Raw genomic sequence first — 20,978 nt, forward strand, 5'->3', positions numbered from 1 at the left:
CAAGGACGCCTATAGTTTACCGTGTTTGTGTTCCTCCTGCCACCTGGCCAGTTCCTTCCATTTTCCCTCGGCAGCCATTCTCGCCTGCATCGGCCATGAGGCGGGATCGTGAACCCTGAACCGGTCACCTCCGGAATCGAGAACCTCCTGGCATTTGGCTACGGAGGTCTCGGCAAGGTTCCTCCAGGTTTTGATCTCGTAATTGTGGAACAGGCTCCGAATCTTGGGACCTATCCCTTCGATTAAGGTCAGGTCATTCAGTTTTACAGCCTTGCCCATGATCTTACGGGCTTCAGCAGCGTCAAATCCCTGGTAGTCATCGTGGTTTAGGGACGAACCTGCGTCGAGTTTATGCCTGCACTTCTCCAGATCAGCCTTTGCTTTATCAGTTTCCTGTTTCAGCTTTTTTATCTCGGCTTTATAGTCGACTACCGGATCTGCTCCCCTTCCTATGAGGTAGCCGAAAAAACCGCAGATAAGGCCGACACTTAACGGGATCAGCCAGCACCAGATATTCATGTATTCTAACTCCATGGGATATGATGTTGTTTAAAGGGATTTAACCAAACCGGTGACAAAGAGAACAAAAAGGATCTCGCAAAGAAGAGCTTTTTTATGAACATTGGCCGCAATACATGACAAAGAAATAGATGCCGGCGAGCAGGGTTATGATCAACCCCAGGATGTTCGTGGTTTTCCTGGACATTCTTGTAGTGGTTAGTTAAATCTCATTACAAGATATTAAAAAAAGCCGTACCTGAAACTCAGATACGGCCTGTGTAACCTATTCTTCGATAAAAGTTTACAGATCGAATTTGATTCCCTGTGCCAGGGGTAGCTCTGTGGTGTAATTGATGGTGTTGGTCTGCCTTCTCATATAGATCTTCCAGGCATCCGAACCCGATTCCCGTCCACCGCCGGTTTCTTTCTCCCCGCCGAATGCGCCTCCGATCTCAGCCCCTGATGTCCCGATATTGACATTGGCTATCCCACAGTCGCTTCCCGCAGCTGACAGGAACTTTTCTGCTTCCCTCAGATCCCTGGTCATGATGGCTGAAGACAGCCCCTGGACCACTCCGTTCTGCAAGGCAATGGCATTTTCTACCTCCCCGGAGTAAGGAATCAGGTAGAGGATGGGAGCAAAGGTCTCGTGCTGAACGATCTCAAAAGTGTTTTTCGCTTCTGCGATGGCCGGTTTTACATAACAGCCGCTTTCATAACCCTCTCCCTTGAGTACGCCGCCTTCAACCAGAATCTTTCCTCCCTGGGCAACCACTTGTTCCAGTGCGCTCTCGTACATCTTCACAGCGTCCTTGTCGATAAGCGGACCTACGTGGTTAGATTCATCCAGAGGATTACCGATTTTCAACTGACCATAAGCTGCTATGAGGGCTTCCTTGACTTTTTCATAGACAGACTCGTGTACGATTAACCTTCGGGTTGACGTACAACGCTGGCCTGCAGTACCCACGGCTCCAAACACAGCTCCGATCACTGTCATTTTTATATCTGCGTTCGGAGTGACGATGATGGCGTTATTACCTCCGAGTTCCAGCAGGGACTTGCCCAATCTGCTCGCTACCGCCTGGGCCACGATCTTCCCCATCCGGATAGAACCGGTGGCGGAGACCAGGGGGATACGCTTGTCTTGGGTCATAAATTCCCCCACTCTGTAATCCCCGTTGATCAGGCAGGAGATACCCTCCGGCAACCCGTTCTCCTCAAGTACATCCGCGATAATGTGCTGGCATGCGATACCGCACAAAGGGGTCTTTTCAGAAGGCTTCCAGACACATACGTCCCCACAAACCCATGCAAGTGCTGTATTCCAGGCCCAAACGGCTACGGGGAAATTAAAGGCGGAAATGATCCCCACTACTCCCAGTGGGTGGTATTGCTCGTACATCCTGTGGCCGGGTCTTTCCGAATGCATGGTAAGGCCATGTAGCTGGCGGGAAAGCCCCACCGCAAAATCACAGATATCAATCATTTCCTGTACCTCGCCCAGGCCTTCCTGATAGGATTTACCCATCTCATAGGAAACAAGTTTTCCCAGGGGTTCTTTTAACTCCCTCAGGCGCTGTCCGAACTGGCGGACGATTTCCCCCCTCTGTGGGGCAGGTTTTAATCGCCATGTCTTGAAAGCTTCAGAAGCTTTCGCCATGACTTCCTCGTAGTCTTCCCGGGTGGTCGATTTCACCCTGGCGATCAGGGTCCCGTCTGCCGGGGAGTAAGAATCGATTATCTCCCCGGAAGAAAAGAACTTTGATCCCGTGGAGGTGCCTTCATTGACCTCTTTGATTTGCAGTGCTTTCAGGGTGTCTTGGATTCCTGAATCAACAGTTGCCGTTGCCATATATCTCGTTTTTAATTTGTATAGATCGTTATCGTGCAAAGCTACAAATAATAAACATCTCAGCGTGCTACCGAAGATACAGTTCGCAATCCCAGCTCCCTTTTAAAGATGAAGAAGGACAAGGGCGATCAGGGCCGGTAATCCCTGGATGAAGAAGATCTTTCTCGATGCAGTTACCGCCCCGAAAATACCGGCGATCAGGACACAGGTGAGAAAAAAGATGGAAATGTAGATCTTCCAGTGGTGATCCTGAATGAAAAACGTCCAGATCAACCCTGCTGAAAGAAAACCATTGTACAGCCCCTGATTGGCCGCAAGGGTTTTTGTGGGTTCAAACAGTTCCCGTGGAAATCCGCGGAAGACCTTCGGCCCTCTGCTGGTCCAGGCAAACATTTCAAGCCACAGGAAGTAGAGGTGCATCACTGCGATAAGTCCGATCAGGATTTCTGTGGCTGTTCTCATAATACGATGTTATTCCTGATCGTCTGCGACAAACCTGGGATCCGTTTCCATCACCTGCCCGCATTCTGAACAGGTGCGGAGTTCCTCAGATCCATAGAAGTGTTTAAAGTGTTTGAGAAAATCCTTCTCGATGTCTTCCAGAGGGAAATAGGCTTCGTACAGCTTGTGGTTGCAATTGTCACAGAACCATAAAAGACCGTCTTTGGCCCCCAGGTCTGCCCTTTTGCGTTCGATGACCAGTCCGATGGACCCTTTGTGTCGTACTGGGGAGTGAGGTACTCCTGCAGGATGCAGGTACATGTCTCCCGGTCCTAGTTTCATGGTTTTCTTTTGTCCGTCTTCCTGGATATGAACCTCAATAGTTCCCTCGAGCTGGTAGAAGAGTTCTTCCGTCTCGTTGTAGTGGTAATCCTTTCTCGCATTAGGGCCTGCCACTACCATCACGATATAGTCCCCGGCGTCTTTGTAGAGATTTTTATTGCCTACTGGAGGTTTCAGAGTATCCCGGTTATCCTCTATCCACCGGGTGAGATTAAAAGGGGGTTTAATAGCCATCGAACAGTAGAAATTATAACTCCGGGCCGGAGTTGCATTCATTCAAAAATAACAAAAAGAGGGGTTTAAACCGGGATTACTTGTAGAAGATCTGGGTGTAGAAGAGGGTACCGTCTGATCCTTTTTTCACGCTGATGGCGGTAAAGGTGTAATCAGACTCCATGGTGCTTCGGTGATTAGGGCTTTGCAACCACCCCTGAAATGCCTCAGCCGCGCTGGGATAATCCATCGCAACATTCTCTGCGATCTCCTTGGCATTGGTCTCTGCGGCTATTTTGGAAGCCCGCGCGCTGAAATTATCGTGACTGATAGTTCCCTTGGATACCATGTAATCCGTATGCTGATTCGCATAGTCATAGGCCAGAGCGCTGAATTCAAGGGGTTGTTCTCCCTTGGATATCCTGTGTTCATTGACGATATAAAGCAATTCCTGCTCGACTTCCACAGCGTTTAATGCCACCGGAATAACAGGGTCGTCAAGGTTCTCCTTGGAACAGGATACCCCAAAACACAGGACCATTGCCCAGAAAAAAACAGACAGACTTCTTCTCATATAGTGTTCCTCGCAAGTAGGTAGGGAAGAAGTTGGGGACTTTTCTCTTTCGCAAAAGAAGAGAGTAAGTATACTAAAAAGGATCCAAGGATGGGTTTATTCGTCTAATAAATTCGACGAAATGCATAAAAGTACTTTCTCGGCTGTCCAGATTAAGTGGAATGTGTGGATCAGAAATGAACATTTTCATTTACCTGTTCAGGTGCATCCGTATCTTTTTTGATCACAGCACTAAAGACCAGGTCGCCGAGATTCCTTAGGGGTTCGTAAAGGACTGATTCCCCTTTTACATCCTCGTCGATGAACCCTAAATTCTTGTTCACACTTTCCAGAAAGATCAGAAGGGCCCCAAGGATGATACCCACCTTCAACAAACCAAAGACGCCTCCTGCGATCTTATTGAGAAGGCCCAGCAGGGCCAGTTCGGCTATCTTGGTCAGGAGTCGGGCCGCCAGGACCACCACCGTCACTATGATAAAGAAGGTGATGATAAATGAGATCAGGCTCATGATCCGTTCGTTCCAATTAAAATGCTCGGCCAGGTAATCACCCACTATGTAGGAAAAATGGATAGCCCCATAGAGTCCGGCGACCAGGGCGAGGATAGAGGCGATCTCGACTACCAGGCCGTTCTTAACCCCTTTGAACAGGCCGTAAAGCAACAACAGACCCAAAACGATATCAATGAAATTCACGGAAGGGTGGTTTACACAAATATAGGACATTGATTTGTACCTTTGGGTTTTGAAAAAATCTGCAAGACCAGTTTTAAAACAGGGATATCATGGCCAGGGACGAAGAGCTAAAGAGACGTTGGGACCTTTTGGTAGAGAAGCTGTCTTTACAGTTCTCGGACGGAGATCCCCTGGAACTGGACGGTATCATTTACCTGATAGGGGTGCAGGAGCTTGGGCAGTATCACCGGACCTTTAAGAAAGACGAAAAGATCAACCTCATGCATATCGCCATCTGCCGGTTGCTGGAGCCCTATGGGTATTATGAATTCGAATACTTCGATGAGGATGGATGGCCCCATTATAAAGTGAAAGAGGCCTTGCCCCCTCTGAAACCGGGAGAGCAATCCGTACTCATGAAAGAGGCCATTGTCACCTATTTTCTCGAAAAGAACTATATGATATGAAGAGTTTCATCCCCTATTACGCAGTGATATTTTCCTCTTTGAGGACGGAGGGAGACAGGGGATACACAGAGATGGCCGAAAGGATGGAAGCCCTGGCCAGGGTGCAACCCGGATTCCTGGGTTTTGAAACCGCAAGAGATGAGGTGGGGATCACTGTGAGCTACTGGGAAAGCCTGGAGGATATTACGCGGTGGAAAGAACAGGCAGAACACCTGGAGGCGCAAAGACTCGGTAAGGAAATGTGGTACGAGCATTATACCCTCAGGATCTGCAAGGTTGAAAGGGAATATTCTTTTAGCAAAAGACCTGAAGAATAACAATACCTTAAACTATAGGATTTTGTCCTCCTGTCTTCTGCCCTTACCTTAGGGGACCCGATAATTATAATTATTTCTATATGTCACAAACCCCCTCCTTTTCCAACCTGGACAGAAAGAAGACGCTGGCTGAGATTGATTCCACCGAATTCGACCTCGTTGTGATAGGGGGAGGGATAACCGGGGGTGGGATCGCCCTTGATGCCGCCTCCCGAGGCTTGAAAGTACTCCTGTTGGAAAAAGGGGATTTTGCCTCAGGAACCAGCAGCAAATCCACCAAACTGATTCACGGCGGACTTCGATATCTCAAGCAGTTTGATTTCTGGCTCGTCAAAGAGGTGGGCTCAGAAAGGGCTATTGTCCACAAACTGGCCCCACATCTGGTGCTTCCCGAGAAGATGTTGCTCCCTCTCATTGAAGGGGGGTCTTATGGAAAATGGCTGACCTCTGTCGGTTTGAAGGTTTATGATATCCTGGCCCAGGTAGGTGGGGATGACAAGAGGAAGATGCTTGAGAAGAAAGAGGCCATGGCCCTCGAACCCCTCCTGCCTAAAAAGAAGGTTAAAGGGGCCGGGTATTATGCCGAATATCGTACCGATGACGCCAGACTCACCCTGGAAAATATAAAGACCAGCCTGAAATATGGAGCCGGGGCCCTCAATTATGCGGAGGTCACAGAATTTCTTTACAAGGATAAAACGGTCAGCGGGGTGATTTTCAGGGATGTGATCTCTGGCGAATCCCATAGGGTCAACGCGAAGTATGTGATCAACGCAGCCGGACCCTGGGTAGATGAACTCCGGGGGATCAACCACAGCAAAAAAGGGAAACGCCTCCACCTTACCAAGGGTGTTCACCTGGTCTTTCCCCATAAAAAACTGCCGGTAAAACAGTCCGTATACTTCGACGTGCCCGATGGCCGTATGATCTTTGCCATCCCCAGGGGCAAGGTCACCTATGTAGGGACTACGGACACCAACTACAATTCGGACAAAGATAAAGTGGAGACAGACCTGGCAGATGCGATCTACCTGATCGCTGCAGTGAATAATATGTTCCCTGAGATCGAACTGGAGATGGATGACATTGAATCCTCCTGGGCAGGCCTTCGCCCCCTGATCCACGAGGAAGGGAAATCAGCTTCTGAACTCTCCCGTAAGGACGAGATCTTTACCTCAGACAGCGGCCTGATCAGCATTGCAGGAGGGAAACTGACCGGCTACCGGAAAATGGCGGAACGTGCAGTTAACAGGATCAGCAGGAGACTTGAAGAAGAAGGCGGTGAGAAACTACCGGAATGCACCACAGATACCATCCCGCTCTGCGGCAACGACTTTAAGAACTACAAGGAGGTAAAAAAATATATTGACAAGATACACGAACGATTAAAACCGCAGGGCTTCTCAAAATACGACGCCTGGTACCTCGTCACCAATTACGGGAAACAGACAGAGGATATCCTGGATCGCTTCGCAAAGAGGAAGGAGGAAGAGGCAGCTGTACGTATGATCCTTTCCGAACTCGAGTTCACAGTGGCCCACGAAATGGTACAGTCGCCTCTCGATTTTTTTGTCAGGCGAACGGGTCGGCTGTATTTCGATATCCACAGCGTGAGGGAGCATATGGATGCCGTTATTACTGAATTGAGCAAGATCTTTAAGGCTGATAAAGGCACGACAGCAGCGTGGACGGAAGAATTGATGGCCGAACTAAAATCCCATTCCCATTTCTCTCTTGACAAGGATAAATAGAATTCGTGTTAATCCATACGGTCTGCCAGGGCCTTGAAATTTTTCCTGGCGTTTTCATTTTCGTAGAGGATTCTATAGACCGTGTCGATAATAGGTGTTCGTACCTTACTCTTAAATGCATTTTTTTGCTCGTAAGCGCTTTTGGTGGCGTAATAACCTTCCGCGACCATGTTCATTTCCATCATTGCGCTTTTCACGGTATACCCCTTCCCGATCATGTTGCCGAACATTCGATTCCGGCTGAAGGTAGAATACCCGGTTACCAGCAGGTCGCCCAGGTAGGCAGAATTGTTGATATTCCTCTTCATCTTGTGTACCCTCTTGATATACCTTTTCATCTCCCGTATGGCGTTGCTCATCAGGACGCTCTGAAAATTGTCCCCATAGCCCAGTCCGTGTGCGATCCCTGCCGCCAGAGCGTAGATGTTCTTTAGCATAGCTGCGTACTCTGTGCCGATGATGTCATCGGAGATCTTGGTCTTTATGGATTCACTCTTTAAAACGGAAGCGACCAGCTTGGCCTTGTCCTTGTCTGCACAGGCCAGGGTAAGGTAGGAGAGTCTGTCCAGGGCTACCTCCTCTGCGTGGCATGGGCCGGTGATCACTCCGATATTTTTATAGGGAATATCGTATTTGTCATGGAAATGTTCCCCCACGATCTTTCCGGTCTCAGGTACGATCCCCTTGATCGCACTAAAAATGATCTTGTCCTTCAAGGATACTGAGAGCTTTTGCAATTCGCTTTCCAGAAAGGCCGATGGAATGGCGAAGATTAGTACATCAGCACTTTTCACGGCGACATCGATCTGGTCTGTGAGGTTGAGTTGGGATACCCTGAATTCTACCGAAGTGAGGTAATTTGGATTGTGCTTGTTGGTCTTGATAAATTCGATGGCTTCCGTATTCCTCATATACCAGGTAACCTTGGTAAGATTCTTTGTCAGCATTTTTACCAGGGCTGTCGCCCAGCTTCCTCCTCCCAGAACTGCAAATCGCATTTGTTTTTTCATATTCTTTCCTTCGTGGGGCAAAAATAATTAAAATCAAGTAGCCACTAAAATATTGAAAATCAGAAGTATACTACAAATGGCATGATGCTTGTTTACCCTTAAGTGAGAATCAAAATACCGAGTATCATGAAAAAAATTACCCTCCTTAGTTTAGCTGTAATAGCCATGCTGACCTTGGGCAGTTGTTATACCGAGGTCATTGTAGACGATGTCATTGTCGATGAAGTTCCTGTGCAAACCAGGCAGGTCCTGCATGCATATGATCTCTGGTATGTCGATATAGAATCTACCCAGGGCCTGGGAGAGGTACCCTTTTTGCAAAGGGCCTTTACCCTTTCATTTGTCAGCGGGCTGTTGTATGCCAATAACAATCTGTCCGGAATCGGCAAAACCGGTAACGGCCTCGGGATACGGGTCGGGTATTACGACGCCGGTGGGGGAATTTTGGAGATCGACCACGATGTGGATGGGATCTGGAGCTTTGAGGTATACAATATCAACGGAAGAACCCTTGAACTGTACAACAGGCGATCTAATACTTCCTACTTTCTGGACGGCTACCAGCGATCAGGATTTGACTACGACCGTCTGTTCTATGAGAATATAGAGCTGCTGCTTCAGGAATATGAGGTTTGGGAGAAGACCTATGCGAGCGAGACAGGCTACCTCAATGAATTCGACGAAGAGAACTTCCTGCAGTTCTATCAGGGTGGAACGGGTACGCGATTCAGGTCGTCTGTTGACCCTGTGGGAACTCCTATACCCAATATCGTGTGGGATTATGAAGGGTTTTATGAGATCTACAACGTACAAAACGATGAAACGCTCAAAACTTTAACACTGGACTACACCTTTATGGGCAATGATTATTTTGAGTTGTACGTTATTGATGACAGGACCGTAGAGTTGTACCATCCCGATAGCGGTACGGTCTATGAGTTCACCGGAAGGGGGTATATACAATACCTGAAATCCGGGGAAAATTCCGAGACGAGGAAACGCAAGAAGAGCGATCATCCTACCATGGATGTAAAACGGAAAAGAAAGCCCTTCTCTAAGGGATAGAATAAAGGCATAATTTTTTTGGTTGGTTATTTGGTTAGAAACCGTCCTGCCCTCTCCGGGCGGGGCGGTTTTATTTTTACACAGCTTTTTTATGTACCTTAAGGGGGCAATTCTTCAAGGTGATATCATGGATTCCAGGTACAACATCAAAACAGGGAATACAGGTCATAAGGACATTCCCGGCAACCCCTCAACGGCAACCAGCAGCAGCAAGAAATTAAATGACCGCTCGGGGGCAGAGCCTTTGAGGGTGTTGAGTGAGGACGACTGGCAATTCTGGGTCCACAATGGATATATCGTAATTAAAAATGCCGTGCCCAAAGCCCAGGCCGAAGAGACGGCCCGCTTCCTCTGGGAATTTGACGAAAAGGACCCGAATGAACCGGAAACCTGGTACGCCCCACCCAGGGCCGAAATGAAGATGAAGGAACTCACAGGTACCGGGATGGTTGAGGTCTACAACCACCAGCTCTTGTGGAACAACAGACAAACCCCGAGGGTCTACGAGGCATTTGTCGATATATGGGGTACGGAGAAACTGTGGGTGACCATAGACCGGGCCAACCTCAATTTCCCTCAGCGTCCAGGTCATGAACAAAAAGGGTTCATCCACTGGGATTACGACCCTGAGACCAAACCGCAGAATGTGCAAGGGGTGCTTGCCCTGGCAGACCAGACCGATGAGAATATGGGGGGATTCCAATGTATTCCCTGGCTTTACAGGAACTACGACACCTGGAAAAAGTCTCAGCCGGAAGATCGGGATCATTTCCAACCGGATATCAGCGGACTTGAAGACAAGATCGTCAAGGTAAAACTGGAAGCCGGCGACCTGCTGATCTTTAACAGCCTTCAACCTCACGGGATACGGCCCAACCGATCAAAAGACAAGGTGAGGATCGCCCAGTATATTTCCATGATGCCTGCGGAACCGGAAAATGAAGCTCTGCTCAAATGGCGTATCCATTCCTGGAAGAATCGGGTGGCTCCTGAGGGCTATGCTTTCCCGGGTGATCCGCGCAAGTGGGAACAAGTGAAATACGAAACTGCTAAATTATCTCCCCTTGGAGAGCGATTATTGGGGCTTACTCCCTGGTAAAATGTGATATTCTCAATTCTCCTGACAGGGTCTTCCGCCTGTTAAAATAATAGTACTTTTGCCCCCTTAAAAACATAAGGGTTTGAAGAAGTACCTCAATCTATTCGATTTTTCCCAGAAAGTAAATTACCGGACCGAGATCTTGTCAGGACTTACGGTGGCATTGGCTTTGGTTCCGGAAGCGATTGCATTTGCCTTGATCGCAGGCCTTTCACCCCTTACAGGTCTCTACGCGGCCTTTGTGATGGGACTGGTCACCTCTGTGCTTGGAGGCAGGCCGGGCATGATCTCCGGGGCAACAGGGGCAGTGGCAGTAGTGATCGTAGCACTGGCCAGGGATTTTGGGGTTGAATACGTCTTCGCAGCTGTCATCCTCGCAGGGATATTACAGGTGATCGCGGGCATGCTGAGGCTTGGCAAACTGATGCGTCTCGTCCCACACCCGGTGATCTTCGGATTTGTGAACGGCCTGGCCATCATCATTTTCATGTCTCAGTTAGACCAATTTAAAAATTCGGACGGGACCTGGCTGGGAGGACAGACCTTATGGGTATTTTCAGGGCTGGTTTTATTTACCATGCTGGTGATATGGGGACTTCCCAAGATCAGCAGGGCCGTACCCGCATCCCTGGTGGCTATCCTTCTGGTGTTTGGAATGGTTCTCGGACTGGGTATCGATACGCGGACTATTGGGGATATCGCTTCTATCAAAGGAGGGTTTCCACCTTTCCATATCCCTGTTGTTCCATTTACACTGGAAACCCTTCAGATCATTTTTCCCTATGCGGCCATCGTAGCCGGAGTGGGGTTAATAGAATCTTTGCTTACCCTGAACATCGTAGATGAGATCACCGAGACCCGTGGGCGTGGCAACAAAGAAGCGGTGGCGCAGGGTACGGCTAATATCCTGTCCGGCTTGTTCTCGGGAATGGGTGGATGTGCGATGATCGGACAGAGCCTTATCAATACCTCCAACGGAGCCCGGGCAAGGCTTTCCGGGATCGTAGCCTCCACTATGCTCCTGGTCTTTGTCATCTTTGGAGCTGACCTGATCGAACGGGTACCCATGGCAGCACTGACGGGCCTGATGATCATGGTGGCTCTCGGCACCTTTGAATGGGCCAGCCTGCGAACTTTCAGGAGGATGCCAAAGAGCGATGTCCTCGTGATGGTTCTGGTCACCCTGGTCACTGTCTTCCTGCACAATCTCGCCCTGGCTGTCCTTGTGGGGGTCATCATCGCTGCCCTTGTCTTTGCGTGGGACAACGCCAAACGTATCCGGGCGCGCAAGTATATAGACGAAGAGGGGGTGAAGCACTACGAGATCTACGGACCCCTCTTCTTTGGGTCTGTGACCCTGTTCAATGAAAAATTCGATGTGTTGAATGACCCGGAGGAGGTGATCATCGATTTCAGGGAAAGCAGGGTGGTCGACATGTCGGCCATTGAAGCCCTCAACAAGATCACGGAACGCTATGAAAAGGTGGGCAAGAAAGTCCACCTGAGGCACCTGAGCAGGGACTGCAGGCAACTATTGCAGAATGCAGATGATATCATTGAGGTAAATGTACTTGAGGACCCTACCTACAAGGTGGTGGTTGATAAACTCTAATGAGGCGTTCTACTCAGTCACCGGGCCTAAAGAGAAAACCAGAGCCTGCCAGGGTTCCAGGGAGAAGACCCTGTCCTTGTAATACACCTGCGGCAAGTTGTTGAGCAGCAGGTCCTCCAACTCTTCTTCGACAGGTACCGGAAGGGTAACGATGTCATCCGAGAAATTCAGGAGTACCAGCATCTTTTCACCTTCCCATTCCCGTGTATAGGCATAAACCTGTTCGTGATCCGGTAAAAGAAGTGTATAGGCTCCGTAGACCAGGACAGGATTTTCCTTTCTGAGCGTTACCATAGCATTAAAGTGGTTCAGCACAGAACCGGGGTCCTCCTCTTCTAGGGCCACATTCACAGTCTTGTAATTCTCATTGACAGGCAGCCAGGGGGTACCCGTACTGAACCCGGCGTTCAGGGTGGTGTCCCATTGCATGGGGGTCCTGCCGTTATCCCGGGAGGAGAATTTCAGGTTCTGGAGGTATAGGTCCAGGTCGCCCCCCGCCGATTTTACTTTCTCATACCCGTTCAGGGCGGCGATGTCCCGGTATTGGGAGATACTGTCGAACCCTATATTGGTCATCCCCAGTTCATCCCCGTAATAACAATAGGGGGTGCCCCTCATACTCAGGATAAACGTATTCAGCAATTTTGCAGAAGCTTCCCTGAATTTCGGATCGTCATTCCCGAACCGGCTCACGAGCCTTGCCTGGTCATGGTTGGCCAGGAAAATGGACAGCCAGCCCTTTTCGGCAAATTCGGCATCCCATCGAGAGAACACCTCTTTGAAGTGCACCAGGGAATACCCTTCCGGCTTGGCGATGTCCACTCCTTCGAAGGCATAGGCCATGTTGAGTTCGTTCCGGTCTGCATCTACCAGTTCATGGGCTTCTTTAAAATTACGTCCGGCTCCTTCAGCCACGGACATCACGTCGTATTTACTGAAAACCTCTTCATTCATTTCTTTCAGATAGTCGTGGAGGCCGGGCTGCATGGCGTAGTACTGAATAAAGTTCTGCTCCAGGTCGTCCGGGAATTCAGGATAGGTGGTATCCTTGGCGGCAAACTGAAAGGCATCCAGGCGGAAGCCGTCCACCCCTTTATCGGCCCAGAATTTCATAAAATCATAAACCTCCTGCCTTACCTTGGGGTTCTCCCATTTAAGGTCGGGTTGCTGTTGTGAAAAATAGTGCAGATAATAGGCATCGGTTATGGAATCGTATTTCCAGGCATCTCCGGCAGCATCAAAAAGGCTGTATCGGTAAGGGGGTTCCCCTTTTTCGGCAGGCCACCAGTGGTAATAATCCCTGTAGGGGTTGTCCCTGGAACTGCGCGACTGCAGGAACCATTCGTGCTGGTCACTGCTGTGGTTCACGACTACGTCCATGACAAAACGGATCCCCCGTTCGTGCATGCCTTCCAGCATAGCGTCAAAATCTTCCATAGTCCCGAATTCTTCCATGATACTGCGGTAGTCACTGATATCATAGCCATTATCTGCATTGGGGGAACTGTAGATAGGGTTGAGCCAGACCATGTTTACCCCCAGGCTCTGGATATAGTCCAGTTCTTCAATGATCCCCTTAAGGTCACCTATCCCGTCCCCATCCGTGTCCTTAAAACTGCGGGGATAGATCTGGTAGACGATGCCTTCTTTCCACCAGGAGTCGTCTTTTTTAACAGGGGCTTCCGCTTTCTCGGCACAACCGGCCATTAGGAAGAACAGAGAGGAAAACAAAAGGAGATTTTTCATGTTGAGTCAGCGTTTGAAATCTCCTTAAAAATAGAGAATATGGACCAGTTTCCGGTCGCTTATTTTGAATTTATGGCTGAACCTCTTTTTGTAAGAGGGCCTGAGAACCATTACTGAATTCGGTATTCCACGTAGAGCAATGCACGCACTTTCAGAGTCCCTAAATTGACCGCAACATCAGCGCTTGCCCCCTTCATATTCATATCGGATTCTACGCTCATCACTGTGCTTCTTTGCAGGTCATTGACGGGATAGGACACCTCAGGAGCCACGTTGCTGATCCTGATGATCTCCTTCTTAGTCTCGGGCATTTGAGCCAGGAGTTCTTCGGCCAGGGCATTTGCTTTTACAAGGGCATCTGCATGGGCTTTGTTCTTTAGCCCGTCCATGTCTGTATGAGAATACGCCAGTCCCCCAAGATTCAGGTTTTCATTCTCCATCAGCTTGGAGTAGATCATAGAAAGGGAATCCATCGACCTTACCGTAACTACTATGGAAGTTGAACTTTCATACCCTATGAACACCTGCTCCCCATTATCCCAACGGTACTTTTTATTCAATTCTACGGCAGTGGTAAGGATGTCCTTTGATGCGATCCCGAATCCTTTCAGCTGCTCACTGAGGGCATTCGATTTTTCCTCCAGGCACGTTTTGGAAGCCAGCAGATCAGTTTCCAGGCAGTTAAGATTAGCCCGGAAGGTGGCCATGTCAGGAAGGGTCTCGATCTCCCCAACTGATGACAGTAGTATCGTCTTGGGGACAGTTAATGTTTGAGTATTGCCTACGCTGCAACCGGCTAGCAGCATGAATGTAAGAAGTAGTGTGAGTGGTCTCATAAATTTTGTTTTTGAAGTTAGTCCAAATCCTGTGCCAATCGGTAAGAATTACTTAATAAAAATAAGGAACATGAATAAGAGGTCACTGGACTCTTCTCACCCTGTATAAGTGAAAAAAACTAATTGCTCAAAATAGGTTTGAGATGATCTTTCTGCCCCGTCATCTCCCAGTGACCAAGGGAAATGGGGATATTGCCTATACTGTTGAGGTTATCCATAAAATCTTTCACCTGAAAAGGATTTCCCTCATCCTCCTTCATTTTCGCATAGTCGGCCATGGCGCTTTCAAGCAGGTATTTCCCGGTGATGTAGCTACTCCCGTAACCGGGTTGCCGCATATAGAGGTGTTGTTCAAAGAGCAGGAGATCCTTTTCAGTTTTCATCCACCCCCTGGGCGTGTATTCTGAATGGATCCCCCCGGCCTCCTCCATGGTCATCATATTGGCATGCGCATAGAGAGAACCGAGTCCGCGTGCAGCCCGCTGGGCGATCATGATATAGACGATCTCCCTGCTTCTGGGGGTATCGTCGTATAAACCTCCTTGCAGGAACAATTCTTCCACGGCCGTGGCCGTGCCCTCGTTTCGGGAATCAAAGATGTTGTAGAGAAGGGGACCTCTCCGTATCTCACTTGCATGAGGCTCTTCCCTCATCCGCGCCAGTTCGAACCAGTGGTAGAAGTGGGAATACAGGGGCCTGGGATCGTAATGCTCACCTATTATAAAGAAGTTGCGCTTTTCCTCGGGGACAAAACTGCCCAGGTGTTCCCGGAGGGCGGGTTCAAAATAATCCTTCACCGTAACGATGTCCTGATCATCGAGGAAGGCCATCAGGCTTTCCGCAGCCTCATTCGCCAGCTTATCATAGGCCTCCGGGCTGTCTGCTGCAACCAGGGTTGGCAGGTCCCTGTTCCGGTGTTCTTCCATTTTCAGGGAAGACCAGGCTCTGGCCAGTTCCCTTTTTAACAACATTACCTCATCTTCCCAGCTCAGGGGTACCAGATGCACATTTTGCAGGTACCAGGTATAGTTTTCCTTCCCTATCCCGGAGGGACCGGTCTTCTCCTCGGCTTCCTTCTTCAACCAGGCAGCGAATTCTTCTGTGGATCTCATGGCTTTTTCGATGACCCCTACCAATGGGGTGTCACCGCTTACTCCTTCCCGATTCAGGATAGCCGACAGGTCCCTGACCTGATTTTCGATGACACGTATCCCGGCCCTCCAGAGCTCCGCCGCATTCCCGGTCAGGTTTTCCCGGGCCTGTTCATTCAGGGGTGGGATGACGCTGAGGTCGGCCAGGAGTCGCTTTCGTTCGTCCGGATTCAGGGGAAAGGAATAGGTCCAGATCTCTGTGGTCTTGTGATGGGTGGGCCCTTCGTGTGCGGGTACATCCGACTGGTACGTCCAGATGGATTTGTAAAAAGCGGGGTCCCTTTGCCACGGCTTGAGAATACGATGATTGAAATCATATCCATTCATCTCGGCCCAAACCAGCATACAATCTACCTTCTGAGGGATCTCCCAGCCTGTGGTGTCTATGGCGATGAGCCGGTTGCGAAGGGACTGGAATTCGGGCCATCGCGCCTCAAATGTGGCAGCTGAATAATCGGGAGCCCCATCTCTCACAGGAGGCTCTTCAAAGGCCCTCCACGTCTTGAAAAGGGAGACCAGCTCGCTGTAGGAATTCGGGTTGTTCTGGATTAGATTCCCTTGTCCGAAGGAGTAAAAGGTAAGGAGGAAGGCGTAATTAAGGAGTAATAATCGTATCATAGGAAGACGGGATGCACATTGGATCGTGTTAAAAGTAGGGAAATCAATTTAGTGTGAAAAGTATCCTTTCCCGATACAGGCAACTGAGCAAACGCCCTGATCACAGGCCTAGCTTAGTCCGCAATCGACCCCATTGTTCCGCAAACCAGTTAGTTTTGAGATTCAGGTCTCTTTCTTCCAGAATCTCTATACCATCCTCATATCCTTTCTGGATGAGTTCTTCTATCTGACTTGTATCGGCCCTGTCAAAACCGGACAGGTCGGGTTTGATCAGAAGGTCGGCATTCTGGGTCTGGAATTTGGCCGACTGCTGCATAATAAAGTGGAAACTGTTCAGCAGTACATCCAGGATATTCTGAGGTTCCTGATATTCGTGCTGGGCATTCAGATCGACCCCGATCACGTATTCGGCTCCGATCTCCCTCAGGGTTTTGATTGGAACATTCTCAACGATGCCCCCGTCGAGCAGCATCCTGCCTCCAATCTTAACGGGTTTGAACAGGCCAGGGATACAGGTGCTGGCCATGACAGCCTGGGCTACGGGGCCTTCCCGAAGCACCACCTTTTCTCCTTTTCCTGCATCGGTGGCGATGATGGCGAGGGGGATGTCTGCTTCTTCAATGCGTTTGTCGCCAATGTGCTCTACCAGAAGGTCCCCGAACTTTTCATTAGACAGGAGGCTGTACCGCGAAAGGGAAATACTGGAGATGTCCATCCACTTCAACTTACAGGAGATCTCGTTGATCTCTTCCCAGTCCTTACCAAAAGCGTACAGAGCGGCTACAAAAGCGCCAATGCTTGTGCCTGATATGAATTGGACATTGATCTCCTTTTCCTTTAAGGCTTTTAAAACACCTATGTGTGCAGCTCCCAGGACGGCACCACCGCCCAGGGCAAGTCCGATCTTTTTCATTTTGCGGTCTTCAATGGATTGATGATTGCATAGGGTCAGCTCAAAAACTGAGGGTTAAATTAATAAGAATAAACAAGCCCTGAAGTAAGGTTTAATAGAATTATCTTTACCTTCTTACCAAAGTGAAAAGAAATTGCCTGGCAGGGGATCAGGATATGTCTAATCACCGGACAACTAAAAACAAACTCATGAAAAGAATCATCGGCATCCTACTTTTAGTACTGGCGGTATACCTCGGATATACCGGCATCACAAAATTCTCAGACAGTACTTCCTCAGTGGACGTACTCGGGGTGGAACTCAAGGCCGAGAATACCCAGGAAAAGAATACATCTTACCTCTACATAGGGTTTGCCGTGATCGCTGCGATCGGCGGGATTGTCCTCGCCAAATCAGACAGTAAATAATGCGTTTCCTTTAGGGATTCTCTAAAGAAGGATGATGAGCAGCAAGATGATGATCAGTGCCCCGGCCGAGATATAGATCCCGTTCCCGGTGGTCCGCAGCTGGGTCTTGATGGCACGTACCTCCTTGCGAAGGGCCTTCTTTTCTTCCCGTTTCAGGACTGATTTATCCATCGCCTTGATCTCTTCCAGGCGGTCGAGCATAACACGAACTTCGGCAGGGATCTCCGTAGGTTCAGGGGTTCTTTCTTTTTTAGCGGCGTGAACGGGTGTGCTCAGACCCATCGTAAAACACAAGAGTAGGGCAATTAAGGATACTTTTTTCATCGGTTGAATTTTAAGATTATAACTCCAAGGTACCTTTTTTTATCCGAATTCCATGGAGACGGGAAGTCCTGTCTCAGAACTTCCCATGATCATTCGGGACTCCATGGAATAACCTTCTATAAGATCATTCGATCAATGTCTGTATGTGTCCTACATTTTTCCTAATAGGCCAGACAGTTGAGAATACAGCATCCAGGTTTAATGCTTTTTATGTCCGGGTTCCCATATAAGTCTGACAAAGGAACTCAACCGCTGATTTTCACGGCTTACAGGTATCCCGGCAACTATTCCAACCAAAAGATTGTCTGCGATACCCAGCCGCATCTGTGGGCGTATTGTCATGTCAAAATCCCTGTTCCCAACTGTCTTATTGAACTCTGCACCAATGAAATTTCTCGTGCCTGTAATCATATAATGAATACTCGTATGTATATCGTAATCAGTACGCATTTCTCCCGTTTCAAAAGTCTTCTCTATTCGTGGCCCGGTGTAGAGCAGGGAATGAATATTGTTTCCCCAGCGTTTAGCCACCACTAGAAAAGGATTGTACACATTCCCTTTGATGAAGGGCTTGCCAAAATCCCTGAAATCGGATAATTCAAATTCATTGATATAGCCCAAAGCCATAGATGTGGCCATGGGCTCACTGACCAGGAAGGACCATTGGGCAGCAATTTTCAAACTGTTCAGCCTGTTAGATGGAATATCATTCCTGCCGGTCCCGTTCACAGGAGAATAAAATGTGAATGGCAGCTCCACCTCCAGTCCCAGGCGATCTACCGGAGCCCATTCGTATTCGATCAGGGCCTCGTAGGAATCAAATTCTAGGTTGTCAGTAAGTCCGAGTCCGATGTTCCATTCCTTTTCACCCTTTCGGGCGCCTAGATCCCGGATGAGGTCGATGTAAAGGGGTTCAGCATGAAGGACCTTATACGGTTCCCGATGTTCCTCCACCTGGTTGATGAATATGCTGTCTTTTTCAGCGTCTGAAAGTTGGGCAATCGCAGATGCCCAGGACACCATTAGTAATAATGGCATCATCCATGAATGTAATTTCATAATTGATTTGCTTTTTAAGTGAATTAATTCATTCCACGACCAGCAGGCCACAGAATCTTTTTGGTAAAAAACAAATCAAAACCTGGGAGGAGGAGTGTCAATCGCCTCGAAACCGGCGGTTAGCAGGCTATTTGGCTGTAGGAATCGGTTTTTAAGTGAGGGTGATGTATATGGATCAGCCTTCCGTTGGGATGTCTCCCAGACGAGGAAGTCTATTTTTGTGTTTTTCTTTTCATTGTGTTCCTCCCTGTCTCCGTCATCGGTTTCTTTGATAGCATCCTCATATCCCAGGATTTTTTCCACGACGAGTTCCACGATACTTTCCTGATCGTTGACCGTCAGATCCTGAGGTGAAAAAGAGGGGACCTGTTCAATGGTATCCACACTGAGGTTAAGCAAATACAGGCCCATGATCCCAGCCAGGACCCTGGTGACAATACTATGTTTTATTCGACCGATCACGACATGAAATTAATACGCTTTTTTATTCCGGAAACAATAGAACATGTAGATTAACATGGATTTAAGGCATGCGATCTGTGATTAGTGAATATAAACATCATCTAGACCCTACAGAAGATTTAAAGAGACTGAGAATAACCATGTTAATAATCAGTTATCCTTAACACCTTCAAAGGAGTTACCATCGTTATTGATCCACAACATTTTAGAAACGTCCCCTTCATCATCCTTTAGGAAATCGATGTAAGAATACAGGGTGCGACTAAAAAACCGGCCGTCTGCCAGGGGGATGAGTTCGGAGTATCCTCCTTCATTGGCACGGGCTTGGAGACTGTCGTCAAAATATTCTATATGCACTTTGAAATTAGGACCAAATGCATAGGTGCCCAAAAAGGGTTTGGGATCCAGGATATCCTCTGAGAGAGGAGAAGTTTTGGCCCTGCTCTTGTACTCTAGGTCAAAAACAATGGAAGCGATATCGCTTCGGAAAAAATCGGCCACCCCCGTTTGCACATTGCCCAGGATGATGATGGTTACCCCGGATTCCCGGTAGTGAAGGTAGTCTGCGATAAATCCGTTCACCCGGCCGTCATGCCCAAAAACCTGCTGATCTTTGGATGTATACACCGAGATTCCTAAACCGTAATTGTGACCGTAATTCTTCAGGAATTTTTCATAGGAATCATTTCTCAACAGTTTGCGTGTCTCGATAGACTCGACCCAGCGTTGCAGGTCGCCAATAGTACTGTGGAGGGAACCACTGCCCTTGAGGACTTCGGGGCTAATATAGGGGGTGATCTTCAAGCCATCATATCCCTTGGGCTCGTACCCTGTTGCCAGACCCGAAACCACCTCATCCCCGGCGGCATGGGCTGTTGCCGTCATTTCCAGTGGGTCGAAGAGGAATTGTTTTAGGTATTCGCTGTAGGACATACCACTCACCACTTCAATGATCCCCGCAAGGACTGCATATCCCCCATTGGAATACCGGTATTGGGAGCCTGGATCAAAATCCAGGTCGGTGTTTAAAACCAGTCGGACTACTTCCGATATGGATATATTCTGACAGGAAAGGGTGTTGAATTCTGGAATGTTGTAAATATCGGTTACACCTGAGGTATGGGTAAGGAGTTGTTCCAGGGTGATTTCTGAAGCGTGGGGATGTGCAGGGTAGAATCGGGAGACCAAATCATCGGTGCGCAATTTGCCTTCTTCTTCCAGGCGCAGAATGGCGGCAGCGGTGAATTGTTTGGAAACCGAACCGATCTTGAACTTCGTGTTGGGCGTATTGGGTATAGAGAAGGAAAAATTGGCCTGGCCAAAACAATCTTTGTACAGGGTATTACCGTGCTTGGTGATCAGAATACAGCCGCTGAAATCTCCGGTATCGACATAGGTCTGGACATATGATCCTACTTTCTTTCCAAGATCCTGCCCCGGGACTAAAGAAGTACAAATAAGTGCGATAAGGAAAAGAGCATGTCTCATGAAAATTTTATGTACATCCAACAGATGGGGCCTGACGCCTAACGAATAAGAAA

General features: G+C 48.6%; 22 protein-coding genes. 7 read left to right on the forward strand and 15 right to left on the reverse strand.

Going from position 1 to position 20,978, the window contains the following annotated elements:
- Positions 1-9: 9 nt before the first annotated feature.
- The 6 genes from IEV19_RS08935 to IEV19_RS08960 form a co-directional block, all read right to left on the reverse strand.
- Positions 10-534: a hypothetical protein gene (locus tag IEV19_RS08935; protein ID WP_188370308.1), complete on the reverse strand. Its 525-nt coding sequence runs from the start codon at positions 532-534 to the stop codon at positions 10-12.
- A gap of 268 nt (positions 535-802) precedes the next feature.
- On the reverse strand, positions 803-2,356 hold the full coding sequence (gene amaB / locus IEV19_RS08940; protein ID WP_188370309.1) for an L-piperidine-6-carboxylate dehydrogenase: 1,554 nt from the start codon (positions 2,354-2,356) through the stop codon (positions 803-805).
- A gap of 102 nt (positions 2,357-2,458) precedes the next feature.
- Positions 2,459-2,818 (reverse strand): DUF1304 domain-containing protein, encoded by a 360-nt coding sequence (locus IEV19_RS08945; RefSeq protein ID WP_188370310.1) that lies wholly within the window; start codon positions 2,816-2,818, stop codon positions 2,459-2,461.
- 9 nt (positions 2,819-2,827) lie between these two features.
- A complete protein-coding gene (locus IEV19_RS08950) occupies positions 2,828-3,373 on the reverse strand; it encodes a 3-hydroxyanthranilate 3,4-dioxygenase (RefSeq protein ID WP_188370311.1) in 546 nt (181 codons plus the stop codon).
- 76 nt (positions 3,374-3,449) lie between these two features.
- Positions 3,450-3,926, reverse strand: a complete 477-nt coding sequence (locus IEV19_RS08955; RefSeq protein WP_188370312.1) for a CAP domain-containing protein — start codon at positions 3,924-3,926, stop codon at positions 3,450-3,452.
- A 170-nt stretch (positions 3,927-4,096) separates the two neighbouring features.
- Positions 4,097-4,621 carry a CvpA family protein gene (locus IEV19_RS08960; protein WP_188370313.1) on the reverse strand — a complete coding sequence of 175 codons (525 nt, stop codon included), beginning with the start codon at positions 4,619-4,621 and terminating at the stop codon, positions 4,097-4,099.
- 89 nt (positions 4,622-4,710) lie between these two features.
- On the opposite strand from IEV19_RS08960, the gene IEV19_RS08965 reads away from it, so the two are divergent.
- The 3 genes from IEV19_RS08965 (at position 4,711) to IEV19_RS08975 (ending at position 7,135) form a co-directional block, all read left to right on the forward strand.
- Positions 4,711-5,067 carry a hypothetical protein gene (locus IEV19_RS08965; protein ID WP_188370314.1) on the forward strand — a complete coding sequence of 119 codons (357 nt, stop codon included), beginning with the start codon at positions 4,711-4,713 and terminating at the stop codon, positions 5,065-5,067.
- Positions 5,064-5,384, forward strand: a complete 321-nt coding sequence (locus IEV19_RS08970; RefSeq protein WP_188370315.1) for an antibiotic biosynthesis monooxygenase family protein — start codon at positions 5,064-5,066, stop codon at positions 5,382-5,384. Before IEV19_RS08965 ends, IEV19_RS08970 begins: the two co-directional genes overlap by 4 nt.
- Positions 5,385-5,464: 80 nt before the next feature.
- The gene (locus tag IEV19_RS08975) at positions 5,465-7,135 is read left to right on the forward strand and encodes a glycerol-3-phosphate dehydrogenase/oxidase (RefSeq protein ID WP_188370316.1); all 1,671 of its coding nucleotides are present in this window, start codon (positions 5,465-5,467) and stop codon (positions 7,133-7,135) included.
- 8 nt (positions 7,136-7,143) lie between these two features.
- On the opposite strand, the gene IEV19_RS08980 is transcribed toward IEV19_RS08975, so the two are convergent.
- Positions 7,144-8,145, reverse strand: coding sequence for an NAD(P)H-dependent glycerol-3-phosphate dehydrogenase (locus tag IEV19_RS08980; RefSeq protein WP_188370317.1), 1,002 nt, complete (start codon positions 8,143-8,145; stop codon positions 7,144-7,146).
- A 126-nt stretch (positions 8,146-8,271) separates the two neighbouring features.
- Here IEV19_RS08980 and IEV19_RS08985 point away from each other — a divergent pair, with 126 nt between their 5' ends.
- From IEV19_RS08985 to IEV19_RS08995, 3 genes are all read left to right on the forward strand, one after another.
- Positions 8,272-9,210 (forward strand): nicotinic acid mononucleotide adenyltransferase, encoded by a 939-nt coding sequence (locus IEV19_RS08985; RefSeq protein ID WP_188370318.1) that lies wholly within the window; start codon positions 8,272-8,274, stop codon positions 9,208-9,210.
- A gap of 127 nt (positions 9,211-9,337) precedes the next feature.
- On the forward strand, positions 9,338-10,309 hold the full coding sequence (locus tag IEV19_RS08990) for a phytanoyl-CoA dioxygenase family protein (RefSeq protein ID WP_188370319.1): 972 nt from the start codon (positions 9,338-9,340) through the stop codon (positions 10,307-10,309).
- 82 nt (positions 10,310-10,391) lie between these two features.
- Positions 10,392-11,921: a SulP family inorganic anion transporter gene (locus tag IEV19_RS08995; protein WP_188370320.1), complete on the forward strand. Its 1,530-nt coding sequence runs from the start codon at positions 10,392-10,394 to the stop codon at positions 11,919-11,921.
- Positions 11,922-11,930: 9 nt separating this feature from the next.
- On the opposite strand, the gene IEV19_RS09000 is transcribed toward IEV19_RS08995, so the two are convergent.
- From IEV19_RS09000 to IEV19_RS09015, 4 genes are all read right to left on the reverse strand, one after another.
- Positions 11,931-13,667, reverse strand: a complete 1,737-nt coding sequence (locus tag IEV19_RS09000) for a glycoside hydrolase family 13 protein (RefSeq protein WP_188370321.1) — start codon at positions 13,665-13,667, stop codon at positions 11,931-11,933.
- A gap of 110 nt (positions 13,668-13,777) precedes the next feature.
- Positions 13,778-14,503 (reverse strand): SIMPL domain-containing protein, encoded by a 726-nt coding sequence (locus IEV19_RS09005; RefSeq protein ID WP_188370322.1) that lies wholly within the window; start codon positions 14,501-14,503, stop codon positions 13,778-13,780.
- 119 nt (positions 14,504-14,622) lie between these two features.
- On the reverse strand, positions 14,623-16,272 hold the full coding sequence (locus IEV19_RS09010) for a DUF885 domain-containing protein (protein WP_229732519.1): 1,650 nt from the start codon (positions 16,270-16,272) through the stop codon (positions 14,623-14,625).
- A gap of 100 nt (positions 16,273-16,372) precedes the next feature.
- A complete protein-coding gene (locus IEV19_RS09015) occupies positions 16,373-17,185 on the reverse strand; it encodes a patatin-like phospholipase family protein (protein ID WP_188370323.1) in 813 nt (270 codons plus the stop codon).
- 188 nt (positions 17,186-17,373) lie between these two features.
- Here IEV19_RS09015 and IEV19_RS09020 point away from each other — a divergent pair, with 188 nt between their 5' ends.
- On the forward strand, positions 17,374-17,592 hold the full coding sequence (locus IEV19_RS09020; RefSeq protein ID WP_188370324.1) for a hypothetical protein: 219 nt from the start codon (positions 17,374-17,376) through the stop codon (positions 17,590-17,592).
- Positions 17,593-17,613: 21 nt separating this feature from the next.
- Here IEV19_RS09020 and IEV19_RS09025 read toward each other — a convergent pair whose 3' ends face one another.
- The 4 genes from IEV19_RS09025 to IEV19_RS09040 all read right to left on the reverse strand — a co-directional run bounded on the left by IEV19_RS09025 (position 17,614) and on the right by IEV19_RS09040 (position 20,925).
- Complete coding sequence (locus tag IEV19_RS09025; protein ID WP_188370325.1) at positions 17,614-17,916, reverse strand: hypothetical protein; 303 nt, start codon at positions 17,914-17,916, stop codon at positions 17,614-17,616.
- Between the two features lie 198 nt (positions 17,917-18,114).
- Positions 18,115-18,975 carry an HAEPLYID family protein gene (locus IEV19_RS09030; protein ID WP_188370326.1) on the reverse strand — a complete coding sequence of 287 codons (861 nt, stop codon included), beginning with the start codon at positions 18,973-18,975 and terminating at the stop codon, positions 18,115-18,117.
- Between the two features lie 75 nt (positions 18,976-19,050).
- The gene (locus tag IEV19_RS09035; protein WP_229732520.1) at positions 19,051-19,437 is read right to left on the reverse strand and encodes a hypothetical protein; all 387 of its coding nucleotides are present in this window, start codon (positions 19,435-19,437) and stop codon (positions 19,051-19,053) included.
- A 150-nt stretch (positions 19,438-19,587) separates the two neighbouring features.
- Positions 19,588-20,925, reverse strand: coding sequence for a serine hydrolase domain-containing protein (locus tag IEV19_RS09040; RefSeq protein ID WP_188370327.1), 1,338 nt, complete (start codon positions 20,923-20,925; stop codon positions 19,588-19,590).
- Between the last annotated feature and the right edge of the window lie 53 nt (positions 20,926-20,978).

This window comes from Muriicola marianensis, assembly GCF_014638095.1.
Classification (GTDB): domain Bacteria; phylum Bacteroidota; class Bacteroidia; order Flavobacteriales; family Flavobacteriaceae; genus Muriicola; species Muriicola marianensis.